This is a genomic window from Leeuwenhoekiella palythoae (assembly GCF_900130045.1).
GTDB classification, from domain to species: Bacteria; Bacteroidota; Bacteroidia; order Flavobacteriales; family Flavobacteriaceae; genus Leeuwenhoekiella; species Leeuwenhoekiella palythoae.
The window spans coordinates 187,019-210,787 of sequence record NZ_FQXT01000006.1; the positions used below are offsets into that span (position 1 = coordinate 187,019).

The window sequence follows — 23,769 nt, forward strand, 5'->3', positions numbered from 1 at the left end:
GTTACTATTAAGAAGCACTCAGATAATCAACTACCAACTGTGACATGGTTTTTACACCTAATAGCATTCCGTCATCGTCGATCTGGAAATCTGGCGTATGATGTGGATAAGCTTCGGTATTGCCGGGAGTCATTCCGCCTAAGAAAAAGAAGAATCCCGGTACTTCTTCTTGAAAATAACTGAAGTCTTCCCCACCGGTAGTTGCTTTAACCAGTTTTACATTTTCTGTTCCTGCCACTCCTTGAAGGGTAGGTAACATTTGTTCAGTAAGTTCAAGGTCGTTATAGGTGATGGCGGTATTGCTTTGGAATTCAATAGTTGCGCTTCCGCCGTAGGCTTTTGCTAATCCTTCGCTCATTTCGGTCATACGTCTGATGATCAACTCGCGCATATCAGGATCAAGCGTGCGTACCGTACCTATAAGTTCTGCACTTTCAGGAATAATATTAAAACGTACACCGGCGGTGATTTTACCAACGGTGATTACGGCAGGTTCTACAAGCAAATTGGACTCTCTACTGATGATCGACTGAAAACCATCAACGATTTTTGATGCAATGTAAATAGGATCAACACCACCCCAAGGTTGCGAGCCGTGGGTTTGTTTTCCTTTGATATTAACCACAAAACGCTCAACGGCAGCCATCGTCCCGCCGGGTTTGTATGCGATGGTTCCTACCGGAGTCGCGCTGTTGATGTGCAACCCAAAAATGGCATCCACATCCGGACTTTTTAAAACGCCTTCTTTGATCATCAGCGCAGCACCGCCTTCTTCTCCCGGAGGCGCTCCTTCTTCAGCCGGCTGAAAAATAAACTTTACGGTCCCGTGAATTTTGTCTTTATTTTGAGCTAAAACTTCAGCAGTACCCATAAGGATCGCAACGTGTGTGTCGTGACCACAGGCGTGCATCACTCCGGTTTCAGCACCCATAAAAGTTGTGGTTACTTCACTTTTAAAGGGCAAATCGTTACGTTCGGTAACCGGAAGTGCGTCCATATCTGCGCGAAGCGCAACCACTTTTCCCGGATGGTCCCCTTTCAAAATACCTACAACTCCGGTTTTAGCCACTTCAGTTTGAACCTCAATACCTAAAGACTCTAGGTGTTTAGCAACCTTAGCGGCAGTTTCAAATTCACGGTTGCTCAATTCAGGATGTTCGTGAATATCGTGACGCCAGTTGATCACTTTAGGCTCAATCGCTTCAGCTGCTGCGATCAAGTCGGGATTTGCAGATTGAGCAAAAGCACTCAACCCTAAAGCGAAGAAAAACAGTGTGTTTAGTTGTTTCATAAGATAGAATTTAGAAGGAAATTAATGCGTAATCCATATTTTGATACTGTATCAATGCGGTCATGGCCGAAAGTGCTAGCTGCGTTTTTCCCCAGCGCTTTTCAACTGAAATATCGCGCGCACCGGCGGTTTGACCACATAATATTACCGGGATCTTTAGTTTGTGTAATGTATTGAGTAATTCAAGATTGGGGTTGTCAACGCCAAATTGTTCTTTGTAGAATTTATTTTTTAGCAGACCAAAAGCAGCACTTCCGTGGACTACAAGTACCGGCTGAAGTTTTGATTTTTCTATTCCGGCGTGGGCGTGCATATTTAAAAAGCGCGCCACAGTGTTGAAATATGGGTTAAGTTTAGCGGGATCTTCCGGCGCATTTGCAATATCAAAAACAACCTTATAGTCGGCTTCTGTATCAACAGCCAAGTCGGGTTGCGGAACGGCAAATGTCTCGCCATACCCGTGAATGAGTGGTCCTTCAACCTTTTTCTGAGCTTCAGCGTAAATAGAAATCAGTAGGGAGAAGAGCCCAAAAACAAAACGTTTTAGTTTCATAAAAAAATCTTAACAAAGAATAAATATATTGAAAAGCTCGGGAAGCTAAAACGAATAGGCCACGAATTGTGGTTATGTGAATTTTCTGATGAAATGATACTAAATTGATAATTTACAGCGCGCATCTTTTCACTTTGAATGGATTTAAAATAAAAAGGACGTGTTCTCGATCTAACGAAAATCACGTCCTTTTCCTCTCCAACATCTATTTTTACGGGCGTCACCAGAGATGTTATCTTTCCCAGGTTCGCTACCCGGTAATTTACTCGGTGTATTTAGTGATTAAACGCACCATCAAATCTTTTAAATATTCTACTTCATATTCCCCAACAGTAGGTTCTAGATGGTCGTTACCCACGCCGCTGTCGTTTGTAATAAACACGTAAGTCCCGTTAGTGGTAATGCTAAAATTTCGCATCAGGAATTCGGTTTCTTTATTGATGCCACTGGCAACAATAGGAATGATCTTTATTCCTTTTTTTGCAGCTTTTTGAATGGAAGTATGCATATCGTCTTTGATCTGAGATTCGTTATGCGGTGGCGCATCAAGCAGCAGAAATGCGATTCTACTTTTGGCTGAGGTAGACCATTGCAATTGATCAACTCCCGTTTTTAAAGCGGTATGTACAGCTTCTGGAAAATCGCCACCACCTTCAGCTTCTTGGTCGCTTATAAAACTTAGCGTACTTTCGAGATTTGTGGTAAATGCCGACTCTTTAACCACATAAGCATCACCGGTATCCCGGTAAAAAACTGTGCCAGTGGAAATTTGTAAGTTACCATCGTTGCTTTTTACATTTTGAATAACCTGTTTAAGATCATCTTTTAGAAAGTCCATCTCATCACCCATTGATCCAGTTGCATCCACAATAAAAGCCAGGTCAACTTTAGATTGCACCGGCACACTTACGTTTAGTTTAATGGTATTTACACCCTGAGAAAAAGCGTGTACCGAAGAAGTTATAGGAGTGTTGTTTATATAAAAACTGTACGCCGAAGCATCAGCGGTTTTCTGCGCGTTATTTTTAAGATCGATCCATAACTCTGCGGTCCCCTGGTTATCAGTTCGCGCCTCCCAAACGATATTGTTGCCTTGTTTTACACTGATAGGAATATCAACAGCAGGAAGGTTGCTTGCATCTGTAACCTTAAAAGAAAATCTGTTAGTAGTGTTAAATTGCCAATCAGAAGTAAAAGCATCGGCTTCTTCTTGGTTGAGTAGATTTTGCCAGAAACTCCAGTTGGTGAGGTCATTCCACTCTCCGGCGGTTACGATACCAGAGTTGTCTTGCGAACCATCACCATCACCCACTCCAGAGGATTCGCCGCCAGGCTCAGAAGAGGCTAGTCCATCTTCGGTAAAACTGTCTTCAGATTCAGAAAGTGCTCCATCTTCGGTACAGGATATAAAAAGTAAGGAGCAGAAGATGAAAAGAAAAAGGTAATTAGTTTTCATGCTGTCGTTTTTTGATTGATTGTTACTTCATAGATGCTTTATTTTAAAAAGGTTGCGTCTATTCAGAAAGTTTTTTTCAATGAACTAAAATTCTTTTCAAACCTCTTTAGGGAACAAATACTGCTGAAAAATTCTTGATAACTAACACGGTTGGAATTCTGCTAAAAAAATAAGTTTCCTTAATTTTCGCCCTTTGGCAGATATTGAGATTCTTGCACGCTCGTTTGGAGGTGCACGCTCTCTTTTAAGTCCCATTATTTTAAAAAATTGAATTGATTTGGAGGCACTTTTAGCAGGATTAAATGAAGCACAACGCGCACCGGTTTTACAGAAAGAAGGTGCAATGATGGTGATTGCCGGTGCAGGTTCGGGGAAAACCAGAGTACTTACGATGCGTATTGCACACTTGATGCAGCAAGGGGTGGATGCGTTTAATATTTTATCGCTCACGTTTACAAACAAAGCGGCGCGTGAGATGAAAACCCGTATCGGGACTATTGTAGGGAATAGCGAGGCAAAAAACCTGTGGATGGGAACTTTTCACTCGGTATTTGCAAAAATTCTGCGTATTGAAGGACATCACCTTGGTTTTCCGCCCAACTTTACCATTTATGATTCTCAGGATTCGCAGCGTCTTATTTCTACGATCATCAAAGAAATGGGACTAGATAAGGATATCTACAAGTACAAGCAAGTGCATAGCCGTATTTCTTCTTTCAAAAACAGTTTGATCACGGTCAAGGCTTATTTTCAAAATCCTGAACTGATGGAAGCCGATGCTATGGCTAAAAAGCCACGCTTGGGTGAGATTTATAAAGAATATGTGGATCGCTGTTTTAAAGCGGGAGCAATGGATTTTGATGATTTATTGCTGCGAACCAATGAATTGTTGGCGCGTTTTCCTGAAGTTTTAGCAAAGTATCAAAAGCGTTTTCAATACATTTTGGTAGATGAGTACCAGGATACAAACCACTCCCAATATCTTATCGTAAAAGCACTCGCAGATCGTTATCAAAATATCTGTGTGGTAGGAGATGATTCACAGAGTATTTATGCTTTCCGCGGAGCGAATATTAATAACATTCTCAACTTTCAGCGGGATTATGACGATGTAAAAGTCTATCGCCTGGAGCAAAATTATCGTTCTACAAAAAACATCGTAGAGGCGGCAAACTCAGTTATTGAGCACAACCAGACTAAACTGGATAAAGTCGTTTGGACCGCAAATGATAGCGGACCCAAGATCGTTGTGCATCGCTCATTAACAGATGGGGAAGAAGGGCGTTACGTAGCGAGCAACATCTTTGAGACCAAGATGAACCAGCAGCTTAAACACAGCGATTTTGCGATTTTGTACAGAACCAATGCACAATCGCGTGCTATGGAAGACGCCTTACGTAAGCGCGAAATTCCCTATCGTATTTTTGGTGGTTTATCGTTTTATCAGCGCAAAGAAATTAAAGATGTGCTGGCGTATCTGCGTATTTTGGTTAATCCTAATGACGAGGAAGCGCTTAAAAGAATTATTAATTATCCCGCTCGAGGAATAGGAGCGACCACGCTTGATCGTCTGACGATCGCTTCTAAACAATACAACCGTTCGATTTTTGAGGTGATGGAAAATATTCAGCATCTGGATATCAACATCAACAACAGCACAAAAAACAAGCTCTATAATTTTGTGAATATGATTCACAGCTTTAAAATTATGAGCGAAAATCAAGATGCTTTTGCAGTTGCAGAAACAGTAGCACGTAAAACCGGATTATTACAAGAACTCAAAAAAGACGGCACGCCGGAAGGGATCGCGCGAATTGAGAATATTGAAGAATTACTCAACGGGATGCGCGATTTTGTTGAAGGACAAAAGGAAATCGCTGACGCCACCGGAAGCTTAACCGAATTCTTAGAAGATGTTGCTTTGGCAACAGATATGGATAAGGAGGTTGATGATATTGACCGTGTTTCGCTCATGACGATTCACTTGGCAAAAGGACTAGAATTCCCATACGTGTATATCGTTGGGATGGAAGAAGATCTGTTCCCCAGCGGAATGAGTATGAATACGCGTAGCGAACTCGAAGAAGAACGTCGCCTGTTTTATGTGGCACTAACGCGCGCAGAAAAACAAGCCTATCTCACCTATACCGAATCGAGATACCGATGGGGAAAACTTATAGATGCAGAACCCAGCCGTTTTATTGAAGAGATCGATGAGCAATACTTAGATATCCAAACACCAATGGATACCTATCGCTACAAACCGATGATTGACAGCGATATTTTTGGCGAACCCGATAAGAGTAAATTACGTCTTAAAAAGCCAGTGAGCGGGACGCCGCCTACGATGGGTAAACCTTCTGAAGAACAGCTGCGAAAATTAAGAAAGCTTCGTCCTCAAGCTGCTTCGGCGCCACAAACCGATGAACTTAACGGAAAACTTCAGAAAGGGATGCACGTAGAACACAGTCGTTTTGGTCGTGGGCAGGTGCTGAATTTAGAAGGCGCAGGACAGGATCAAAAAGCAGAAATTCAATTTCAAACCGGCGGAATCAAAAAGCTCTTATTGCGTTTTGCAAAGCTGAAAATTCTGGATTAAAAAGTTTTAATCGAAGCCAATAGCGCAACAGGATCGATCTCGGTGTTTACCGATTCATCCTCTTGAGTTTCCGGTAGGTTTTGCTTTTCATATTCCATTAAAGACCAGATGCCTTTGTCGTATTCTAATGCGGTAAGATTTTCGATCCAATCGCCGCTGTTAAGATACAGGCAGTCGCCTTGTGGTGTTTCAACCTTACGCATTTGCGGTTGATGAATGTGTCCACAGATCACATAGTCAAATTTATTTTCGATCGCGAGTTCAGCAGCGGTTTCTTCAAAATCAGAGATAAAGCTCACAGCTTTTTTGACGCTGTTTTTGATCTTTTTAGAAAGTGAATATTTCGGTCTTCCTAAGCTTACCAAGCACCAGTTGATAAAACTGTTGAGAATGATAAGAAAATCATAGCCCCAACCGCCTAGTTTCGCGATCCACTTGGTGTGCTGTATCGAAGCGTCAAACACATCACCGTGAAAAATCCACGCTTTTTTTCCATCTAAATTCAAAACCAACTTATCTAGAATTGAAATGTTTCCAAATTCTACCGGACTGAATTTCCGCAGTTTCTCGTCGTGATTTCCTGTGATGTAATAGACTTTGGCTCCCTTAGCAGCCAACGAAATGATCTTTTTGATCACTTGTAAATGCGATTTTGGGAAATACCGTTTTCTAAATTGCCAGATATCGATAATATCTCCGTTTAAAACAAGCGTTTTAGGTTTTATACTTTGCAAATAACTTACCAATTCTTTTGCGTGGGCACCGTAAGTACCCAGATGCACATCAGAAAGAATAACGAGTTCAACTTTTCGTTTCAAAGAATATGATTTTTAACAAATTACATGCATAGGTGTTACGATAGCTTTATGTGATTATTAAATAATTTTAGTCTTTTAAGATTTTTCGTTTCAATTAGCGCATTCTAAGCAAGGCTTTTAGCCAAAAACACATTATTTTCGCCACACAACATGATGTTATGGCAGGGAATACTTTTGGAAAATTATTTACACTTACCACTTTTGGAGAATCTCACGGGGAAGCTATTGGTGGTATCATAGATGGCTGTCCGGCAGGGATTGAAATCGATTTGGATCTGGTTTATCGCGATATGGAACGCCGCAAACCGGGACAATCTAAAATTGTAACTCAGCGTAAAGAACCGGATTCGGTGAATTTCTTTTCAGGGATTTTTGAAGGAAAAACTACAGGAACACCTATAGGGTTCAATATTGTGAATACCAATCAAAAGTCGCACGATTACAGCCATATCAAAGATACCTATCGTCCTTCACACGCAGATTATACCTATGACCAAAAATACGGCGTACGTGATTATCGCGGCGGCGGAAGATCTTCAGCACGGGAAACGGCGAGTAGAGTAGCGGCAGGTGCGATCGCTAAGCAATTTTTAAAAGACATCAAGATCAATGCGTTTGTTGATTCGGTAGGTGAAATTCATATGACGACGCCGTATCAGGAATTGGATTTTGATAAGATCGAATCCAATATCGTGCGTTGTCCTGATGAGGCTTTCGCAGAAAAAATGATCGATAAGATCAAAGAAATACGTAAAGCAGGAGATACCATTGGCGGGACCGTGATGTGCGTGATTCAAAATGTGCCTGTTGGTCTCGGCGAACCGGTTTTTGACAAACTGCACGCTGAGCTGGGCAAGGCGATGCTCTCTATAAATGCCGTAAAAGGTTTTGAATACGGAAGCGGTTTTCACGGGGCTTCTATGCTAGGTAGTGAGCACAACGATCTATTTAATGCAGATGGAAGCACGAAGACCAATCTGAGCGGTGGTATTCAAGGCGGAATCAGTAATGGGATGGATATTTATTTCCGAGTAGCTTTTAAACCGGTTGCGACCATTATGCAAAATCAGCCCACGATTGATAAAGAAGGAAACGCCACCGAAATGCAAGGTAAAGGACGCCATGATCCGTGTGTTGTACCTCGTGCAGTGCCTATTGTTGAAGCAATGGCAGCATTGGTTCTGGCAGATTATATGCTATTAAACAAAGGCTCAAAGATTTAGCCTTTATTAATTTATATGTAAAAGCTTCAGTTAATCACTGGAGCTTTTTTTTTGACGATATTATAGGGGTATACTTCCTCAAAATTGAAATAGGTTTCGAGCGGAAACCTTGTGCTTTTACCACTAGAGGGTGAACTTAAAATCTTCTTATTTATTTTTCGACAAAATCAAGGATTTACTAACAATTCCGCATCAAAAGCGCGCGGAAGCTTACACTAGATAGGGATTTTGTTTATCTTTCAGCTCAAAGTAACAAAGCACTTATTTATGAAGAAAATCGCACTACATTGGAAGATAATTATTGGTCTCGTTCTCGGTATAATTTGGGCCTTAATTTCTAGCCAATTAGGATGGAGTCAGTTTACCATAGATTGGATCGCTCCTTTTGGAAAGATCTTTATCAATCTTCTAAAACTTATTGCGGTTCCGCTAGTGCTTTTTTCGATAATAAGTGGTGTTGCTAATCTAGGTGATCCTGCAAGTTTGGGTAGAATGGGAGGGAAGACCTTACTCGCCTATCTGGTAACAACCGTGCTCGCTGTTGGGATGGGGTTATTTCTCGTAAATCTTATTGGCCCTGGTAAACTAGTTGATGAGCAAAGCCGTATTGACAACCGTATCAGCTATGAGATTTGGGCTGCCGAAGAAGGCTATGTAATCAAAGACGGTATCAACTACCTACAAGATCCTGAATTTATGGATCGCGCGCGGGAAATTTCAGACCTTACTAAAAGCGATCTGAAAGACGCTTCGATGAATGATAAAATGCAGGCCGCAGATGCTACCAAAGATGCCGGACCATTGCAGCCGTTAGTTGATATTGTACCGGATAATTTTTTCAGTTCGCTGGCAGATAATGGCTTGATGCTTCAGGTGATTTTCTTCGGTCTATTTTTTGGGATCAGTATGCTGTTTATAGATCAAAAGAAAGTGGCACCGGTCACCAAAGCAGTTGATGGTATTATGGAAGTCTTCTTAAAAATGGTCGACTTTACTATGCAAGCTGCGCCATTTTTTGTATTCGCCTTACTTGCCGGTGTGGTCAGCCAAATGGCCGGTAATGACATTGGTAAGGTAGTAGAGATCTTTAAAGGCCTGAGTTGGTATTCGCTCACTGTTTTTGGAGGGCTAGGGCTTATGATCTTTGTGATCTACCCGCTGATCTTTAAAATATTTGTGAGAAAAGTTTCGTATTTCGGTTTTTTCAGAGCGATGGGCCCTGCACAAACCTTGGCGTTTTCAACCTCGAGTAGTGCAGCGACACTTCCCGTAACTATGGAATGTGTTGAAGACAATCTAGGTGTCGATAAAAAGGTGACCAGTTTTGTATTGCCTATTGGTGCCACGGTCAATATGGACGGTACCTGTTTGTATCAGGCGGTGGCCGTTGTTTTTCTTGCGCAGTTGCATATGATTGACCTTACCATTGGCCAACAACTTACTATAGTATTGACCGCTACTTTAGCGTCTATTGGGTCAGCAGCGGTACCTAGCGCGGGCTTAGTGATGCTAATAATTGTATTGGAGTCTGTAGGTTTAAATCCGGCGTGGATTGGTATTATTTTCCCGGTAGACCGTATTCTTGATATGTGTAGAACTGTGGTAAACGTTACTGGTGATGCTACGGTTTCTTCGGTGATTGCTAAAGGTGAAGGGATGTTCAATTATAATCCTAACAAAGAGCCTGATGCTGCTTTTGATATTGATGAAAAACAGTAATCCGTTGATTTTCAGATTATAATTTGTTTTGGTGTAGATTTTTTCTAATTTAGATTGACCCAATCTACTGTAAGCTGTCCCCTATCAGCAGCTTGACTTACCATTTAATTTTAAATGTGTAAGTATGAAAACATTTTTACTCCTTTTACTTTTCGGAAATTACTTTCTTTATGCTCAAGTAGGGATTGGTACTACAAGTCCTAGCGAATCTTCTATGCTGGAAATTAACAGCGAAGCGTCGGATGGAAGTTTTAAAGGTATGATGCCTCCGCGGGTTACCATAGCCCAACGAGATTTGATCAATCCTACAGATGCAGATACCGGGCTGATGGTTTTTGTGAACGACCCTGATGCTTCTATTTATGGGCTGCAGGTTTACAATGGAACCTTTTGGGAAAATATTTATCTACTTCAAAGCTCTATTCAACCCACTGAAGTATCCTTTACGATAACAGAAACTTCGCAAAGCGAAAGTGATGTAGCTATTGACTTGGAGTTTAATATCACCAATCCTTCAACAACTAACGGACTCACCCTAACTGTTGCGGCATCATCATATGCTGATTTGGCCGAAACTACTGCTCAAGTAATCACGATTCCACCGAATACTCAGGTTTTTAATGCTACCGAAGTCTTCACCTTGGTAGATGACACAGAGGTTGAGGGTAATGAGCAGATCTTATTTTCGATAACCAATGCGAGTGGCGGCTCAGGCGCACCGACTATTGGTGCGAACTCGATTTTTGATCTTACAGTAGTAGATAATGATGTGAACCTTTGGATTAATGAAATACATTACGATAATTTAGGAGGTGATGTTGAAGAACGTGTTGAAATTGCTGGTTCTGCTGGGATAGATTTAACAGGATATAGTATTTACCATTATAATGGATCTGGAGGAACGATTATTTCAACTGAAAATATATTAGGAATTATTGTAGAAATTTCTTCGGGAATAGGGGTTAAAAATATTGACTTTACCAGTCTACAGAATGGTCCTGATGCTCTGGCACTAGTTGACCCTTCAGGTAATGTAATTCAATTTTTAAGTTATGAAGATGAAGTGATCGCAACTGAGGGGCCTGCAGCAGGAATGACTTCTATACTATTGTCAATTTCTGAAGAACCTGCAGTAACTATTGGTTTATCCATGCAGCTTACAGGAGCGGGTAATCAATATACTGATTTTACTTGGACTTTAGCTCCAGACACCATAGATGCTATCAACTCAGGTCAAACGTTCAACTAACTCATTTAAATCCGTGCAATCGTAAGTGGGCTGTTCTGCAAGGGGATATTTGAATTTTCCTTCACGAGCAATAAAGCTGGTTTGAAGTCCGGCGCGTTGAGCGCCGGTGATATCCCACCCGTGGGCTGCAACCAACATAGCATTTTCGGGATCAACTTGCATCTCGCTGAGCACAAATTGATAAGGTTTTGCATTCGGTTTAAAAGCTTCGGCTTCATCTACGCTAAAAATGCGATCAAATAATGGTGCTATTTCGGCAAAATTCAATTGTTCTTTTGCAACTTGACTATTTCCGTTAGTTAAGGCCACTAAAGTGTATTTATTTTTCAGCTTGGCTAAAGCTTTAGCAACATCGCTGTGTGCCGGAAGCTGCGTAATTAAACCCAGAATGCTGTCAATTTCTTCTTCCGCCAGTACTTTTTTGTATTTGGCTGCTGTCATTTCAAACGTGGCTTTGGCAATCTTACTAAAATCTTGATGTTTTCCACTTACCGTTTCCACTAAAGAATAGTGTAACAGCGTGCTAAACCAAAGCTCAAAAGCGTGCTCATCGCTTAATACAGCATTGATTCGGCGTGCTAAGGGTTTCAGATCTAGAAGCGTTTCATTAACATCAAAAATAAGTAGTCGGGGTTGCGTCATAATTATAAGTTTATATAGCGGTCTTTAGGGTAGCGCACTTCGTACGAGAAATTTTTAGTTGCTGAAGCTTTAGGAGCCAATTCCAATTTCCATTTAAGAATTCCTGTTTGTTCATCATAATCGGCATCAGCAGTTTCTTGGTCAGAGATTTTAATCTCCTTATTTTGAGAAACAGGTATGCGATCTTCTAAGAGCAAATTGATCGTTGAACTTTTAGAATTTCGCACCGAAATTTCATAAGCGTTTGTAACCACACGAGTGCCGCCCAACAAAGATTTGCTTTTAAAATTGTCTTTTTTCTCGCGTTTGACAATAATGTTAGGATCGATGCCCAGAGAGATTTCAAGACTGTCTGTTGTAGCTAACGGACTGATAGCGGTTTTACCTGCGTAGCTTCCTTCAAAATAAATATTGGCTTCGCCTTGCAGCAGATCATAACGCTCCCAATCAGTCACGGTCGCGGTTAAAAACACATTCTCATTGAGCTCTGGTGCCGCGTAATGTTGATAGTTTGCCGGAAGGTTGAACGCATCAATCTCTATAGTAGTGATGTCTGAATTAGAAACGATCGTATAGCGCTTTTTGATTTCAAAACGAGTGTTTGTTAAACTTTCTTCCTTGGCCTGAACATTTTCATTGTAAGAAGCAGGAGCCACAGAATTTGAACCTCTAATATTAATCCCAGCAGCTTTACCTGCCAAGGCTCTTGATACATCTGTCGTCTCATAGCCAACTATAGCAACTTCCTCTAAAACTTCCTGATTTGCTTCTAATCGCACATTCATCATCGATGCATAAACCGGGATCGATTGGGTCTCAAATCCCACATAAGAATACCTTAATTCATTACCTCCAGAATTGTTTATGGCAATTCGATACTTACCATCAAAATCACTAGTTGTACCATTAGTCGAACCGGTTTGAGCAATATTAACTCCCGGAAGCGGCGCACCTGAATCGTCGGTAACGATACCAGAAACACTTCTTACTGTAGGATTGTGTTTAAAATTATTTCGGCTTACCGCGCTTGAGGGTTTGTAATTTCTATTAACGAAATTGAGGTATTTAGGTTGCAAGTCGGGTTTTAGGTTATTAGTATTTGGGTCACCTGTAGACAACACGAGATTCACGTCGTCCCAATCTATACCGCTTTGCTGGTAAACACTAGCTTTATAACTGAGTTCAATGGGGTCTATCGTATTGTTGGCACGAATGTCATAAAATGGAAACCAGCCTGCATTTTCAATGTTATAAGAGAGCTCCATATTTAGATAAGAAGCGCTTTCCGCTTGAAGTTTTACGGTGATCTCGCCGCGCATTTCTTTACGAGAATCTTCAAGATTATTCATTTGCTGGCGATGATCATTAATATCGCGTTCTAAGTCTTGCAACGCTCTTTTTTGTTTGTAGATCGTATTCTGAATTTCGGTGCTGCGTTGCCGATAATAGGTGCTTATTTGTTTGATTTTTTCTAAGGATAAATCGGTGTTATCGCTATTGATGCGCTGATTTTCTGAAAGCAATTTAAGCTCACGCTCGTAACCTTCAATCGTGCTTTGAATAGCATTTCTTTCAAAAAGAAGTTCGTCTAATCTCGTTTCTAGTGATTCATATTCTGCGGAAACATTTTTTTTATCCAGGTAATCCAGATTAAAAGCAATAGACAAAATACTGGCGTTTTTAAGGCCTCTCAGCTGAATGCTGTTTTCGATAATATCTGGGGATAGATTGTCAAAAACGAGTTCGTTAACACCTGTTTTTAGCTGTACCGAAGCACTACGTTCAATAGTTGCGCCTTGCAAAAACACAGTGACTTTTTCAATTTTAGAGTTTTGAGCGATCAGTGGTTTTTCTGAGGCGCTAAGAAAATTTGAGCAGAGCAGGGCGATAAAGGCAATCGCGTAGTATTTTTTCATAAACGATATATTAAACGATCATCAAGTGCAATGGCTTAGTGATTGATCGCGTTGTGAGCAGGTTTTTAAATTGAATTGACCTAAATCAAAGTAGTTTAAATATAAGCGAAAAGTTTAAGCTAAGCGCCAATAGTATTATTAATAGCAATTATTTAATCTAGAAAGCGAGAGCGCAACTCGGGAGTTGGAAGCATACAACTTTCTTTTTTGCCAAACCACTTGTAGCGGTTTGCAGCAATAAAATCATACACGCCATTTCTAATAAAGGTTGGAATGATCATAAAACCAAAAAGTAATGGATAACCCTGATTGAGATTTTTTGCAATGCGCAAGGCCGCCGAAGACTTCACAGAAACCTTATCATCATCGATTAATACAATAGAATCAGTCTCTTGCGGATCTATATTGTGTTGAGCAAGCAGCTTTTGGCCGGTTTCCTCTTGTAGCGAAGCAAATTTGAAAATACCTTTAGGATCGTGCTTGATTATAAAATTGATAGCGCCGTTACATAAATTACAAACGCCGTCAAACAGAATGATTTTACCTTTCATAGCTACCGTTGTTTATTAAAATAAAGCACTTGAATCATAGCCAAGATCAACAATAGGTTAGCGGTAACACTTAAAATAAAACCAATATCTGTAAAGCTAGCAGTAAAAAGTATATTGAGAACCAGTAATAAGGCTCCTAGAAATAGTAATGATTTAGCTAACCCACGATTCATTATTTAGCTTTAGGTCTTTTTACAAATTCAAGCGTGTCAACGTCCACTTGGGTGGTAAACATACCATAATCTACGGTTGCTTTGCCTTTTTCAATTTTGTCGATACTGCCTACAGCTCTACCGTCTGGCAGGCGTACTTGATCGCCAACTTGCAAGCTTACTTTAGGTTTTGCTTTTTCAACCTGAATTTCTTTCTGTTTTTCCTCCTTCTTCTTCTGACGGATTACTTCGACCTTCTTTTCTGCTTCTTGCTGAATGCGACGCTCCTTAGCCTTCTGAGCGCGTTTTTGTTTTGCATTCTGCCTTTGCCGTTTTGAATTCTCAATCTGAACCACTTTGTAGAGTTCGTCTAGAAGCAATTTTTTATTCTTATTGCTGAAAAACTTCTCACTCAGATCATCTAGTTTTTGACCCAAATAGATCAAACGCTGGTTACTGTCGTAAAGCTCTTGATAGCTTTCTAACTTCTCTTGAATGCGCGCATTGGTTTTATTCAGCTCTTGCTGTTGTTTTGCCGCTTCTTGCTCTTTGGTTTTTAAAGAAGTAGTGGTTTTGGCTAGCTTGCTGCGTTCTTTTTGCAAGTTGGCTATACTTTTATCAAAACGTATTTTACCTCGTTCTACTTTCTTTTTAGAGCGGTTGATAAGCGAATAGGGAATCCCATTTTTCTGTGCCACTTCAAAAGTAAACGAGCTTCCGGCTTCACCTACATATAATTTATAAAGCGGCTCAAGCGTGCGCGAGTCAAAAAGCATATTGGCATTGGTGATCGCTTCGGTCTCGTTTGCCATCATTTTTAAATTGGCATAATGGGTTGTGATAATTCCATAGCTGTTGCGCTCATAAAATACTTCGAGAAAGGTTTCGGCTAAAGCACCACCCAATTCAGGATCACTACCGGTACCAAATTCATCGATCAGGAATAAGGTCTTGTCGTCACATTTCCGCAGAAAATAGTTCATATTTTTCAGACGGTAACTATAGGTACTCAAGTGATTCTCTATACTTTGATTGTCACCAATATCAGTAAGAATTTTGTCAAAAAGGCAAAAACGAGAGTATTCGTGTACAGGAATCAAGAGTCCGCTTTGCAGCATCACTTGAAGCAAGCCCACGGTTTTTAGAGTAATACTCTTTCCGCCGGCATTGGGGCCGCTGATGACAATGATACGATTGTCTGCATCCAGTTTGATGTCCTGCGGATAGGTTTTCTCCCCGCGTTTTCTGTTGTTTAAAAGCAAGAGTGGGTGATAGGCCTCTTTGATCTCTAGTTCGCGATCTTTAGTAATTTTTGGCAGCACCGCGTCAAGCTTCTTGGCGTACTTTGCTTTTGCCGCAATGACGTCTATAGTACTCAGTAGCTTCTGATACTCTTTTAATAACGGACTAAAAGGCCGCACAAAATCGGTGAGTGCTTTTAAAATGCGTTTAACCTCTTCCTGCTCATCATAAAGCAAATTGTTGAGTTCGCGCTGATGTGACTGGGTTGCTTCCGGCTGAATGTAAACAATGCTTCCGGTTTTTGAATTCCCAAGGATTGAACCTTTTACCTTGCGTCTGTGCATTGCAGAAACCGCCAGAACACGTACGTTATCTACAATTGACTCGCGTATTTCATCTAGATAACCATAAGAGGCGTAGCGCGATAGCGCCGAAGCAAAGCTGCTGTTGATTTTACCCTTTACCTCATTGATGGCTCTTCTGGTTTGTAAAAGTACCGGTGAGGCATCATCTTTAATTTCGCCATAGCGATCAACGATAGTATTGATCTCATCGGTCAAGGCAGTGGTATATTCAGTATCGCGAACGGTTTGATGCAGTACCAGAAATGTTTCCTGAAATTTTCTAAAGTATCTTAAGTGTGTATTTACCGTTTCTGAAAGGCTACCTATTTTTCTAAAACTACCCACCTCAAGCACCGTATCTTCTATCCCCAGCATCTTGAGTTCGTGATCAAGCGCATCAAAACCATGATTAGGAATGGGCGTTTCGTGCGTATCGGCGTTAATGTATTCTTGGGTTTGATCAAGAACAAATAGGGTCTTTCTATAATTGCGCTGAGGTGCCAGTTTTAAAGCTTTGACTTTGCCTATATCGGTGATGCAAAGCGCACTCAATTGTGCACAAACCGTGTGGAATTCTAAATCTGAAAGGGTTTTAGGATGGATCTTTATCATAGTCTGCCGTCAAGGCTTAAGAGCTTAATTAGCTTTTTTACAAATTAAAAATGGAAAAGAGTGTCTAGAACACGATGTTCACTAGTCTTTAAACAGGCTCAAATATTTAATGAGTATTCTGCTTTGGTTCTAAAGCTCCTTTACCGACTTTTACTGCAAATTTAAGATTTTCATGAACGTTGACATACACCCAAGCTGGAAAGCACTTTTAGCTGAAGAATTTGATAAACCGTATTTTAAGGATTTGGTAGACTTTGTAAAAACTGAGTATACACAGCATACGTGTTATCCCAAAGGGAAAGATATTTTTAAAGCTTTTGATCTGTGTAGTTTTGATGATCTTAAAGTGGTCATCATAGGTCAGGATCCCTATCACGGTCCGGGCCAGGCGCACGGACTTTGTTTTTCGGTGCCCAATGGAGTTGCGCCACCGCCGTCATTGATCAATATTTATAAGGAACTTGAGACAGATCTAAGCATAAGTGCTCCTGCAAACGGAAATCTGGAGCGTTGGGCTGAGCAAGGTGTTTTGCTGCTTAATGCTACGCTTACCGTGCGTGCGCATCAGGCGGGATCTCATCAAGGCAAAGGCTGGGAGCAGTTTACAGACCGAGTAATTGAATTGATCTCAGAACAAAAAGAAAATGTGGTGTTTTTACTTTGGGGAGGTTTTGCAAAGAAAAAGGCTGCAAAACTAAACAAGCAAAAACATCATATTTTAACTAGCGGTCACCCATCACCCTTAAGTGCAAACCGCGGGTATTGGTTCGGGAATCAGCATTTCAGCAAAACAAATGCACTTTTGCAGCAGCAAGGTCTAGTGCCTATACAATGGTAGTGATTAACCTCAATGCTAGTTCTCTAGTTGGTGTGCAGAAATACCATTTTAATTTCAAAGCAAGCCTAAGGATCAAGTTCTTTGGCAGAGCCAAATAAAAAAAGCAGCTTTCAAAAAAGCTGCTTTTCTAGATGTTGGATTTGAGGTCAAAATTAAGACGCTTTGTTAAAAGCTAAAGGCTGTCTTAAATCCTTTTGTTTAGGGGTTACATGCTTTCGTGGTTTTTCAGCCACCGGACCCCCTGCTACACTAAATTTGAATAACAAAACATTAATGATCAGCAGGGCACCCAAAATAATTAAAAATGTAACCATAGTTCAAAAATTTTGATTGCTCAATTAATTCGGGGGTAAAATTGTACATTTTTTTCCAGCTAATCGCTAAAAAAAAGATAAAACTTATATTAAATCTTTTTTAAATATTGTTGAGAATCAGACGTTTTATCGACCATATCCAGTTTTTTAAGGTATTTCAATACCAGATCGCGCTCAGAATTTTCTAATTGATTTTGAGACCAACTCGTTATCGATAACCACTTTTTAATGTCTTCTAAATTTTGCTGGTACCGCTCAGCAAGTTGCGTTTCTATACGGCTGAGGCCTTTAAACACACTTGTTTTTGCATTTATAACTTCTAAGACAATACGCAAAATTTCTGATTGATCTTCAATGGCTTTATCGGTGGCGGCAATCACAAAACTAGACCAAGGTGTGGGGAAATCTCCTACGCGTCTAAAGATTCCCTTATCGACTAAAGGTTTAGTCGTGAAGTGTTCCCACATAAAATAATCAGCATCTTTTTGAGCTAATGCCTCAACAGCAGTATCTATGTTGTTGACGACTACACATTCAATTTTTGAAGTATCCCAACCTAATTCATTGGCCTGTACGTAAGCCATCACGTGACTTCCGGAGCCGTATCTGCTTATGGCAGGACGCTTGTCTTCAAGATCTGCGATGGTGTAAAAATCACTTTTTGAAGCCACGTGAACTCCCCAGCGCAACGGACTAGAAACATAATTCTGAATGATTTTAGACGGATTTCCGTTTGCGATATCTTTGATAATCCCTTCGGTGAGAATGATGGCAAGGTCAATTTCATCATTGCGTAAAGCCGCATTCATAGCGCCGGTTCCTCCAGGAAATTCAACCCATTCTACGTGAATTCCTTTTTCGGCAAAAAGCCCTTCTTCAATGCATAAATGAATAGGAAGATTAAAATGTTCTGGTACTCCACCAATACGTATCGTGGTCATGCTAGTGATTTTTAAGTTTTAGATAATCATAAATTTCATATTGCGACCGTATGCGCTTATCTCCAGATTTCTGTTTTACATATACATTACTTTCGGCTTCATCTTGAATTCTAGCTTTGACATTATCAGCCAGTTGAAGCACTAAAATATCTTTAAGCTCAGCAAATAGATCTTTATCATAAATAGGTGTAAGCACCTCAATCCTACGGTCAAGATTGCGCGTCATCCAGTCGGCAGAGCCCATATACATTTGCTCATCTCCACCATTATAAAACAGGTAAATACGGCCGTGCTCTAAATAACGGTCAACAATTGAAGTCATGTATATATTTTCACTCAGGCCTTTCACTCCCGGAATAAGGCACGTGAATCCACGTACAATCAGTCTGATTTGTACGCCGGCCTGACTCGCTTTATACAACAGCTGAATCATATCTGGATCTTCAAGACTGTTCATTTTTGCAGTAATCTGAGCCTTTTTACCGGCTTGAGCGGCCTCGATCTCATTGTGAATGAGTTTCTCAAAAGTTCTACGCGTCGTAAAAGGAGAAATCAAGAGGTGTTTATTCCGTGGAATAATTAGCTCTCCCTCAAGCACTCTAAAAACACGGCCTAGCTCTTTAGTGATTTTCTTATGCGCAGTAAATAAACCGTGATCACAGTATATTTTAGACGTTTCGCCGTTAAAATTTCCTGTGCCAATGTAGGCGTAACGTACCGGTTTGTCTTGCTCTTCACGAATGATCATCAAAATTTTTGAATGAACTTTAATCCGCGGATAGCTATAGATTACGCGGGCTCCTTGTTCTTCAAATTTGCGTCCCCAAGTGATGTTATTCTCTTCATCAAAACGCGCTTTGGCTTCAATGAAAATCGTTACTTTTTTTCCGTTTTTGATGGCTTTCAGCAGTGCCGAAGTAAGAACAGATTCATCAGCTACGCGGTATAAAGAAATTTTAATATGCGTCACGGCATCATCTGCTGCGGCTTGCTCTACAAAGCGTTCTACGTAATTAAAACTCATAAACGGGAAGTGTACGAGTTGGTCTTTTTCGGCAATTGCTTTGAAGAAGTCCGGGACTTTCTCGAGAGTACGGTGTTTTATAAAGGCTTTGTTTTCGTAATGCAGCTCAGGATTATTGGTAGGGTCTGGGAATTTAAAAAAGTCATTAAAGTTGTGATAGCGCCCGCCAGGCATCATATCGATCTTCCCTAAATTTAACAGTTTACGCAAGCGCTTAGCTACCGGTTTAGGCATTGCTGCATCATAGAGCAACCGTGTGGGTTGTCCTTCCTGGCGTTGTTCTAAAGATTTATAAATACGTTCGGCTAAAATTCCGCCTAATTCATCATCAATGTAAAGTTCGGCATCACGAGAAAGTTTGATCTCATAAACACCATCAATGGTCTCAGAATTAAAGATATTATGAATTTCGTACCTAATGATATCATCTAAAAATGTGATGTGATAGGTGCCCTCAACTTTTCCTAAATCTACAAAGCGATCGTTAGTTTGCGTTGGGATTTTTACAAATCCTATATTTTTTGAATCAGAAAAGGTTACGCATAGATACAAGCTCTGATTTTCAAGAAAAATCTCTTTTTCTTTTGAAGGATCAATGACTTTGGTTTCCAGATTATTCTTGATGTGTGCAATGAACCAAATGTTAGCCAATTGCGCCTGAATGTTAGTGTACTGCTCTGAAGGAACCAAAACAATATTGTTCTTGGCAAGTTCAGGTAAAATCTCATCATTGTAAATTTTACCAAAAGCCTCTTGTTGCTCTTTAACTATTGCGAGAATTTGTTTTACGGTTCTGTTAGGCTTCAGCGCAAGCTTTTTTCTGATGCTTTTTTCAACGCGTTTCATTTGGCGAAGCTGACTAACACGTACCCTAAAATATTCATCAAGATTTGAGGAATAAATGGCTAAAAATTTCATCCGCTCATAAAGCGGGTTGTTCTCTTTATCTTGAGCTTCTTGTAAAACACGAGCATTAAAACTGAGCCAGTTTAAATCTCTGTGAATTAAATTATCAGCCAGATCATTTTCCATATTTTGATAGGTTTTCTTCAAAAATACGAAAGCCCTTAACGGTCTGAATTAAGCTTTTGTTAAAAGAGGTTAGAGCAACGCAATACGGTCTAATGCTGCTATGATCATCTGATTTACGGTGTTGGCAGGATTTTTACTGAAAACACCGGTAGCTCTGTTGGCTAAGATCGCATTTACAGAAAGTGCCTGATGCCCCAAAAGTGTACTCAAGCCGTAAATCCCTGAAGTTTCCATCTCCAAGTTGGTAATGCGTTCTCCTTTGTGCTTAAAAGTTTCTAGTTTATTATTGAGCGCGCTGTCTTCGGTTTTTAATCGAAGTTGTCTGCCTTGAGGGCCATAAAACCCAACATTAGTAGCTGTGATTCCTGTATAATGCGCTTTTGTTTTAAAATGATTTAAGAGGGAAGCACTTGCCGAAACAGCATACGGAATACTCTTTTCCGGATTCCACTTGGTATGAGCAACAAAAGCTTGTTCAAGATGTTGATCTCTTACAGTTTTACTTTGGTAAAAATGAAGTAAAGCATCAAAGCCCAAAGCTTTTTCGCTCAACAAAACTGCATCAACCGGAATATCTTTCTGGATAGACCCACTAGTACCCAGCCGAATAATTTGCAGTGCGGTATGCTCAGGTTTAAGCATCTGCGTTTTAAAATCAATGTTGACAAGCGCATCTAATTCATTTAATACGATATCAATATTGTCTGTGCCAATTCCCGTTGAAATAACCGTGATTCGCTTGCCTTGATAAACACCGGTTGTGGTCTTAAACTCCCGCTTTTGAACAGAACATTCAATGCTGTCAAAATGTTGTGTAACCGTATCCACCCGATCTGGATCTCCAACGGTGATTATGGTTTGCGCGATTTGATGGGGTAGGAGGTGAAGGTGATAAATGCTACCATCTTCATTGAGTATAAATTCAGAAGGGGCTAGCGTCATTCTAGCTGTATTTTAAAAGTTCGTGACTTGCAGGATTGTATAAAAAAGAATATTTGTGAGTTCCGCCATAGGTAGATTGGTCTTTTACGATGTCATAATAATTCTCTGATCCTTCCAGCACGTTTTTACCTTTGGTACTTAAAACTAATTTGCCTTCGTGCATTCTAAAAAAGGGCTTGAGCGCCTTGATCATTCTACTAATTTGCATATCGCCGTAGCCGTAATAGCCTTGATAGTTCAGGACAAAACCGCAAAGTTGCTGCTTAGAAGTAATATCGTGTAGATCTATGAGTTTTAAAATATTAGTCTCAAGGGTGTTGAGACCGGTATTCTTGTTGGGAAAACGTTCAATATGTGCTCTGATGCAGCTGGACAAATATTTGAAATTAGAGCTTTTTTTAATCTCTGCTTTAAGTTCAATGGGTTTCTCATCACAATACAACTGCCAGATGTGATGCGCAATTTTTAGATCTTCGGGAGCTAGTCTAATCTTCTTATCATAATGCATAAAAAGCTGCTCGTCTGTCAACTCCGAAAGACCTTTTAATTGGGATTGTCCTTTTACCCAACCGCTACACACAATATAAATGGGCATCGTACTTTTGTGCTGAATAAGGTAACTTATCGCAGCTAGCATATTGATATGACAAAATAAGTCAAACTCAAACCAGAGAATCACTTCGTCGTACGAGTTGATTGCATTTAGCTTATTCAACTGACTCACAAATTTTTGCTCGTAGTCTGCTTCAGAGATTTTATAGGTTTCCTTAAAGAATTTCTTTCGCGCTGCGATAAATTCAGGAGAACCTACTTTTTCAACCGTAGGACCTTCACAAAGCATTTCACGCCAAATAACCAGATCACCGTCTAAATCCAGCGTGTTTAAACGATCAGTAAGACTGTCACCATTGGTGATATGCAATGTGTTTTTTTTCATAAGAAAGGGTTCTTAATTAGCCGCCTACACGTTTCACTTTAAAACCCTTGTCTTTTAAAAACGTCATGATTTTATCGCGATAATCTCCTTGAATTATTATTTGTTCTTTTTTAAAACTTCCGCCTACGCCTAACATTTTTTTGAGCTCTTTAGACAGAATTTTAAAATCTGAATCGGCACCGGTATAGCCTTCAATAATGGTAATGGGCTTTCCTTTGCGTTTTTCATATTTACACAGCAGCGGATCTTCTTGCATCCAGATCCCTAGATCATTAGGATCTTCCTCGTGTTGATCCGGTTCGGGTTCGTGATCAGGAAATAAGTTTTTGAGCTGGTCTTGTAAGTCCATTCAATTATTTTTTAATCAAGCCTATTTCAACAAGACGTTGGTGTAAAAATTCGCCTGCTGTAATATCAGGATAGGCTTTTGGATGAGCATCATCAATACATTCCTCTAAACAATTCAATGGCATTTCACTGCGCGGATGCATAAAAAACGGAATGGAATAACGCGGTGTATCCCACTGCTCTTTAGGCGGATTGGTAACGCGGTGAATTGTGGATCTTAATTTATTATTGGTGTGACGCTCCAGCATATCACCCACGTTGATCACCAGTTCGTCTTCGTTAGGAATGGCATCAATCCATTCGCCATCATTTCTTAAAACTTGCAGTCCACCTGCTGAGGCACCCATCAACAATGTGATTAAGTTGATATCACCGTGAGCACCGGCACGCACAGCGCCTTTAGGTTCTTCAGTAATGGGAGGATAGTGTATAGGGCGCAAAATACTATTGCCATTTCTTGCCCATTTATCAAAGTAAAACTCGTCTAAACCAATGTAAAGAGCCAAAGCGCGTAATACATAAATTCCTGTTTTTTCAAGCATTTTATACGCTTCCATCCCGGTTTTATTGAAGTTTTCTAGTTCTTTGACTTCAACATTTTCAGGGTATTCTTCGATCAAATTAGCATCAGCATCCGGTTCTTGACCAAAATGCCAAAATTCTTTCAGATCCCCTTCTTTTTTGCCTTTAGCGTGTTCTTTTCCAAAGGAGATATAACCGCGCTGGCCACCAAGACCGTCAATTTCATACTTCTGTTTTGTTGCTTCGGGAAGGTCAAAAAAGGATTTTACTTCACTATATAGAGCATCGACTAAAGCATCATCAAGAAAATGATTTTTTAAGGAAACAAATCCTATTTCTTCGTAAGCTTTACCAATCTCATCAACAAATTTCTGCTTTTTTGCCGGGTCTTCACTTAAAAAGTCTGCGAGGTTAACGCTGGGTATATTATTCATAATTTAGAGGTACATTCAATGTTTGCATTATGTAAAGATATTAAATATTTACGGCTCCAATTTTTAAACA

General features: G+C 40.2%; 20 protein-coding genes. 5 read left to right on the plus strand and 15 right to left on the minus strand.

The window, feature by feature from the left end:
* Positions 1-7: 7 nt before the first annotated feature.
* The 3 genes from BUA96_RS15675 to BUA96_RS15685 all read right to left on the minus strand — a co-directional run bounded on the left by BUA96_RS15675 (position 8) and on the right by BUA96_RS15685 (position 3,300).
* Positions 8-1,291 (minus strand): amidohydrolase, encoded by a 1,284-nt coding sequence (locus BUA96_RS15675; RefSeq protein WP_072984705.1) that lies wholly within the window; start codon positions 1,289-1,291, stop codon positions 8-10.
* A gap of 10 nt (positions 1,292-1,301) precedes the next feature.
* Entirely contained in the window at positions 1,302-1,844 is a 543-nt protein-coding gene (locus BUA96_RS15680; protein ID WP_072984707.1) for a DsrE family protein, read from the minus strand.
* Positions 1,845-2,106: 262 nt separating this feature from the next.
* The gene (locus BUA96_RS15685) at positions 2,107-3,300 is read right to left on the minus strand and encodes a vWA domain-containing protein (protein ID WP_072984709.1); all 1,194 of its coding nucleotides are present in this window, start codon (positions 3,298-3,300) and stop codon (positions 2,107-2,109) included.
* Between the two features lie 277 nt (positions 3,301-3,577).
* Here BUA96_RS15685 and BUA96_RS15690 point away from each other — a divergent pair, with 277 nt between their 5' ends.
* On the plus strand, positions 3,578-5,899 hold the full coding sequence (locus tag BUA96_RS15690; protein WP_072984711.1) for an ATP-dependent helicase: 2,322 nt from the start codon (positions 3,578-3,580) through the stop codon (positions 5,897-5,899).
* Here BUA96_RS15690 and BUA96_RS15695 read toward each other — a convergent pair.
* Positions 5,896-6,717, minus strand: coding sequence for a UDP-2,3-diacylglucosamine diphosphatase (locus BUA96_RS15695; RefSeq protein WP_072984713.1), 822 nt, complete (start codon positions 6,715-6,717; stop codon positions 5,896-5,898). The genes BUA96_RS15690 and BUA96_RS15695 overlap by 4 nt on opposite strands.
* A 158-nt stretch (positions 6,718-6,875) precedes the next feature.
* Between BUA96_RS15695 and aroC the strand changes: the two genes are divergently transcribed.
* The 3 genes from aroC (at position 6,876) to BUA96_RS15710 (ending at position 10,908) form a co-directional block, all read left to right on the plus strand.
* Positions 6,876-7,940 carry a chorismate synthase gene (aroC, locus tag BUA96_RS15700; RefSeq protein ID WP_072984727.1) on the plus strand — a complete coding sequence of 355 codons (1,065 nt, stop codon included), beginning with the start codon at positions 6,876-6,878 and terminating at the stop codon, positions 7,938-7,940.
* Between the two features lie 267 nt (positions 7,941-8,207).
* Complete coding sequence (locus BUA96_RS15705) at positions 8,208-9,659, plus strand: dicarboxylate/amino acid:cation symporter (RefSeq protein WP_072984910.1); 1,452 nt, start codon at positions 8,208-8,210, stop codon at positions 9,657-9,659.
* A 124-nt stretch (positions 9,660-9,783) separates the two neighbouring features.
* Entirely contained in the window at positions 9,784-10,908 is a 1,125-nt protein-coding gene (locus BUA96_RS15710) for a lamin tail domain-containing protein (protein ID WP_072984728.1), read from the plus strand.
* Here the strand turns inward: BUA96_RS15710 and BUA96_RS15715 are convergent.
* From BUA96_RS15715 to BUA96_RS15730, 4 genes are all read right to left on the minus strand, one after another.
* Positions 10,888-11,550 (minus strand): haloacid dehalogenase type II, encoded by a 663-nt coding sequence (locus BUA96_RS15715; protein WP_072984729.1) that lies wholly within the window; start codon positions 11,548-11,550, stop codon positions 10,888-10,890. The genes BUA96_RS15710 and BUA96_RS15715 overlap by 21 nt on opposite strands.
* A 2-nt stretch (positions 11,551-11,552) precedes the next feature.
* Entirely contained in the window at positions 11,553-13,466 is a 1,914-nt protein-coding gene (locus BUA96_RS15720; protein WP_072984730.1) for a mucoidy inhibitor MuiA family protein, read from the minus strand.
* A 152-nt stretch (positions 13,467-13,618) separates the two neighbouring features.
* Positions 13,619-14,017, minus strand: coding sequence for a thiol-disulfide oxidoreductase DCC family protein (locus BUA96_RS15725; protein ID WP_072984731.1), 399 nt, complete (start codon positions 14,015-14,017; stop codon positions 13,619-13,621).
* A 172-nt stretch (positions 14,018-14,189) separates the two neighbouring features.
* Positions 14,190-16,367, minus strand: a complete 2,178-nt coding sequence (locus BUA96_RS15730; RefSeq protein WP_072984732.1) for an endonuclease MutS2 — start codon at positions 16,365-16,367, stop codon at positions 14,190-14,192.
* Positions 16,368-16,539: 172 nt separating this feature from the next.
* Between BUA96_RS15730 and BUA96_RS15735 the strand changes: the two genes are divergently transcribed.
* Positions 16,540-17,205 (plus strand): uracil-DNA glycosylase, encoded by a 666-nt coding sequence (locus tag BUA96_RS15735; RefSeq protein WP_072984733.1) that lies wholly within the window; start codon positions 16,540-16,542, stop codon positions 17,203-17,205.
* 152 nt (positions 17,206-17,357) lie between these two features.
* Here BUA96_RS15735 and BUA96_RS17325 read toward each other — a convergent pair whose 3' ends face one another.
* From BUA96_RS17325 to BUA96_RS15765, 7 genes are all read right to left on the minus strand, one after another.
* On the minus strand, positions 17,358-17,519 hold the full coding sequence (locus BUA96_RS17325) for a hypothetical protein (RefSeq protein WP_164916946.1): 162 nt from the start codon (positions 17,517-17,519) through the stop codon (positions 17,358-17,360).
* Positions 17,520-17,608: 89 nt separating this feature from the next.
* Positions 17,609-18,460, minus strand: coding sequence for a substrate-binding domain-containing protein (locus tag BUA96_RS15740; RefSeq protein WP_072984734.1), 852 nt, complete (start codon positions 18,458-18,460; stop codon positions 17,609-17,611).
* A 1-nt stretch (position 18,461) separates the two neighbouring features.
* On the minus strand, positions 18,462-20,516 hold the full coding sequence (gene ppk1, locus BUA96_RS15745) for a polyphosphate kinase 1 (protein WP_072984735.1): 2,055 nt from the start codon (positions 20,514-20,516) through the stop codon (positions 18,462-18,464).
* A gap of 69 nt (positions 20,517-20,585) precedes the next feature.
* Positions 20,586-21,458 (minus strand): nucleoside phosphorylase, encoded by an 873-nt coding sequence (locus BUA96_RS15750; protein WP_072984736.1) that lies wholly within the window; start codon positions 21,456-21,458, stop codon positions 20,586-20,588.
* Between the two features lies 1 nt (position 21,459).
* A complete protein-coding gene (locus BUA96_RS15755; RefSeq protein WP_072984749.1) occupies positions 21,460-22,395 on the minus strand; it encodes a DUF1835 domain-containing protein in 936 nt (311 codons plus the stop codon).
* A 16-nt stretch (positions 22,396-22,411) separates the two neighbouring features.
* Positions 22,412-22,744: a translation initiation factor gene (locus BUA96_RS15760; protein ID WP_072984751.1), complete on the minus strand. Its 333-nt coding sequence runs from the start codon at positions 22,742-22,744 to the stop codon at positions 22,412-22,414.
* A 4-nt stretch (positions 22,745-22,748) separates the two neighbouring features.
* On the minus strand, positions 22,749-23,699 hold the full coding sequence (locus BUA96_RS15765) for an isopenicillin N synthase family dioxygenase (RefSeq protein WP_072984753.1): 951 nt from the start codon (positions 23,697-23,699) through the stop codon (positions 22,749-22,751).
* Positions 23,700-23,769 lie beyond the last annotated feature (70 nt).

Bases quoted from the DNA above. Each gene is read 5' to 3' on its own strand.
- BUA96_RS15675 (WP_072984705.1), bottom strand. From the start codon at position 1,291: ATGAAACAACTAAACACACTGTTTTTCTTCGCTTTAGGGTTGAGTGCT.
- BUA96_RS15680 (WP_072984707.1), bottom strand. From the start codon at position 1,844: ATGAAACTAAAACGTTTTGTTTTTGGGCTCTTCTCCCTACTGATTTCT.
- BUA96_RS15685 (WP_072984709.1), bottom strand. From the start codon at position 3,300: ATGAAAACTAATTACCTTTTTCTTTTCATCTTCTGCTCCTTACTTTTT.
- aroC (WP_072984727.1), top strand. From the start codon at position 6,876: ATGGCAGGGAATACTTTTGGAAAATTATTTACACTTACCACTTTTGGA.
- BUA96_RS15705 (WP_072984910.1), top strand. From the start codon at position 8,208: ATGAAGAAAATCGCACTACATTGGAAGATAATTATTGGTCTCGTTCTC.
- BUA96_RS15710 (WP_072984728.1), top strand. From the start codon at position 9,784: ATGAAAACATTTTTACTCCTTTTACTTTTCGGAAATTACTTTCTTTAT.
- BUA96_RS15715 (WP_072984729.1), bottom strand. From the start codon at position 11,550: ATGACGCAACCCCGACTACTTATTTTTGATGTTAATGAAACGCTTCTA.
- BUA96_RS15720 (WP_072984730.1), bottom strand. From the start codon at position 13,466: ATGAAAAAATACTACGCGATTGCCTTTATCGCCCTGCTCTGCTCAAAT.
- BUA96_RS15725 (WP_072984731.1), bottom strand. From the start codon at position 14,017: ATGAAAGGTAAAATCATTCTGTTTGACGGCGTTTGTAATTTATGTAAC.
- BUA96_RS15730 (WP_072984732.1), bottom strand. From the start codon at position 16,367: ATGATAAAGATCCATCCTAAAACCCTTTCAGATTTAGAATTCCACACG.
- BUA96_RS15735 (WP_072984733.1), top strand. From the start codon at position 16,540: ATGAACGTTGACATACACCCAAGCTGGAAAGCACTTTTAGCTGAAGAA.
- BUA96_RS17325 (WP_164916946.1), bottom strand. From the start codon at position 17,519: ATGGTTACATTTTTAATTATTTTGGGTGCCCTGCTGATCATTAATGTT.
- BUA96_RS15740 (WP_072984734.1), bottom strand. From the start codon at position 18,460: ATGACCACGATACGTATTGGTGGAGTACCAGAACATTTTAATCTTCCT.
- ppk1 (WP_072984735.1), bottom strand. From the start codon at position 20,516: ATGGAAAATGATCTGGCTGATAATTTAATTCACAGAGATTTAAACTGG.
- BUA96_RS15750 (WP_072984736.1), bottom strand. From the start codon at position 21,458: ATGACGCTAGCCCCTTCTGAATTTATACTCAATGAAGATGGTAGCATT.
- BUA96_RS15755 (WP_072984749.1), bottom strand. From the start codon at position 22,395: ATGAAAAAAAACACATTGCATATCACCAATGGTGACAGTCTTACTGAT.
- BUA96_RS15760 (WP_072984751.1), bottom strand. From the start codon at position 22,744: ATGGACTTACAAGACCAGCTCAAAAACTTATTTCCTGATCACGAACCC.
- BUA96_RS15765 (WP_072984753.1), bottom strand. From the start codon at position 23,699: ATGAATAATATACCCAGCGTTAACCTCGCAGACTTTTTAAGTGAAGAC.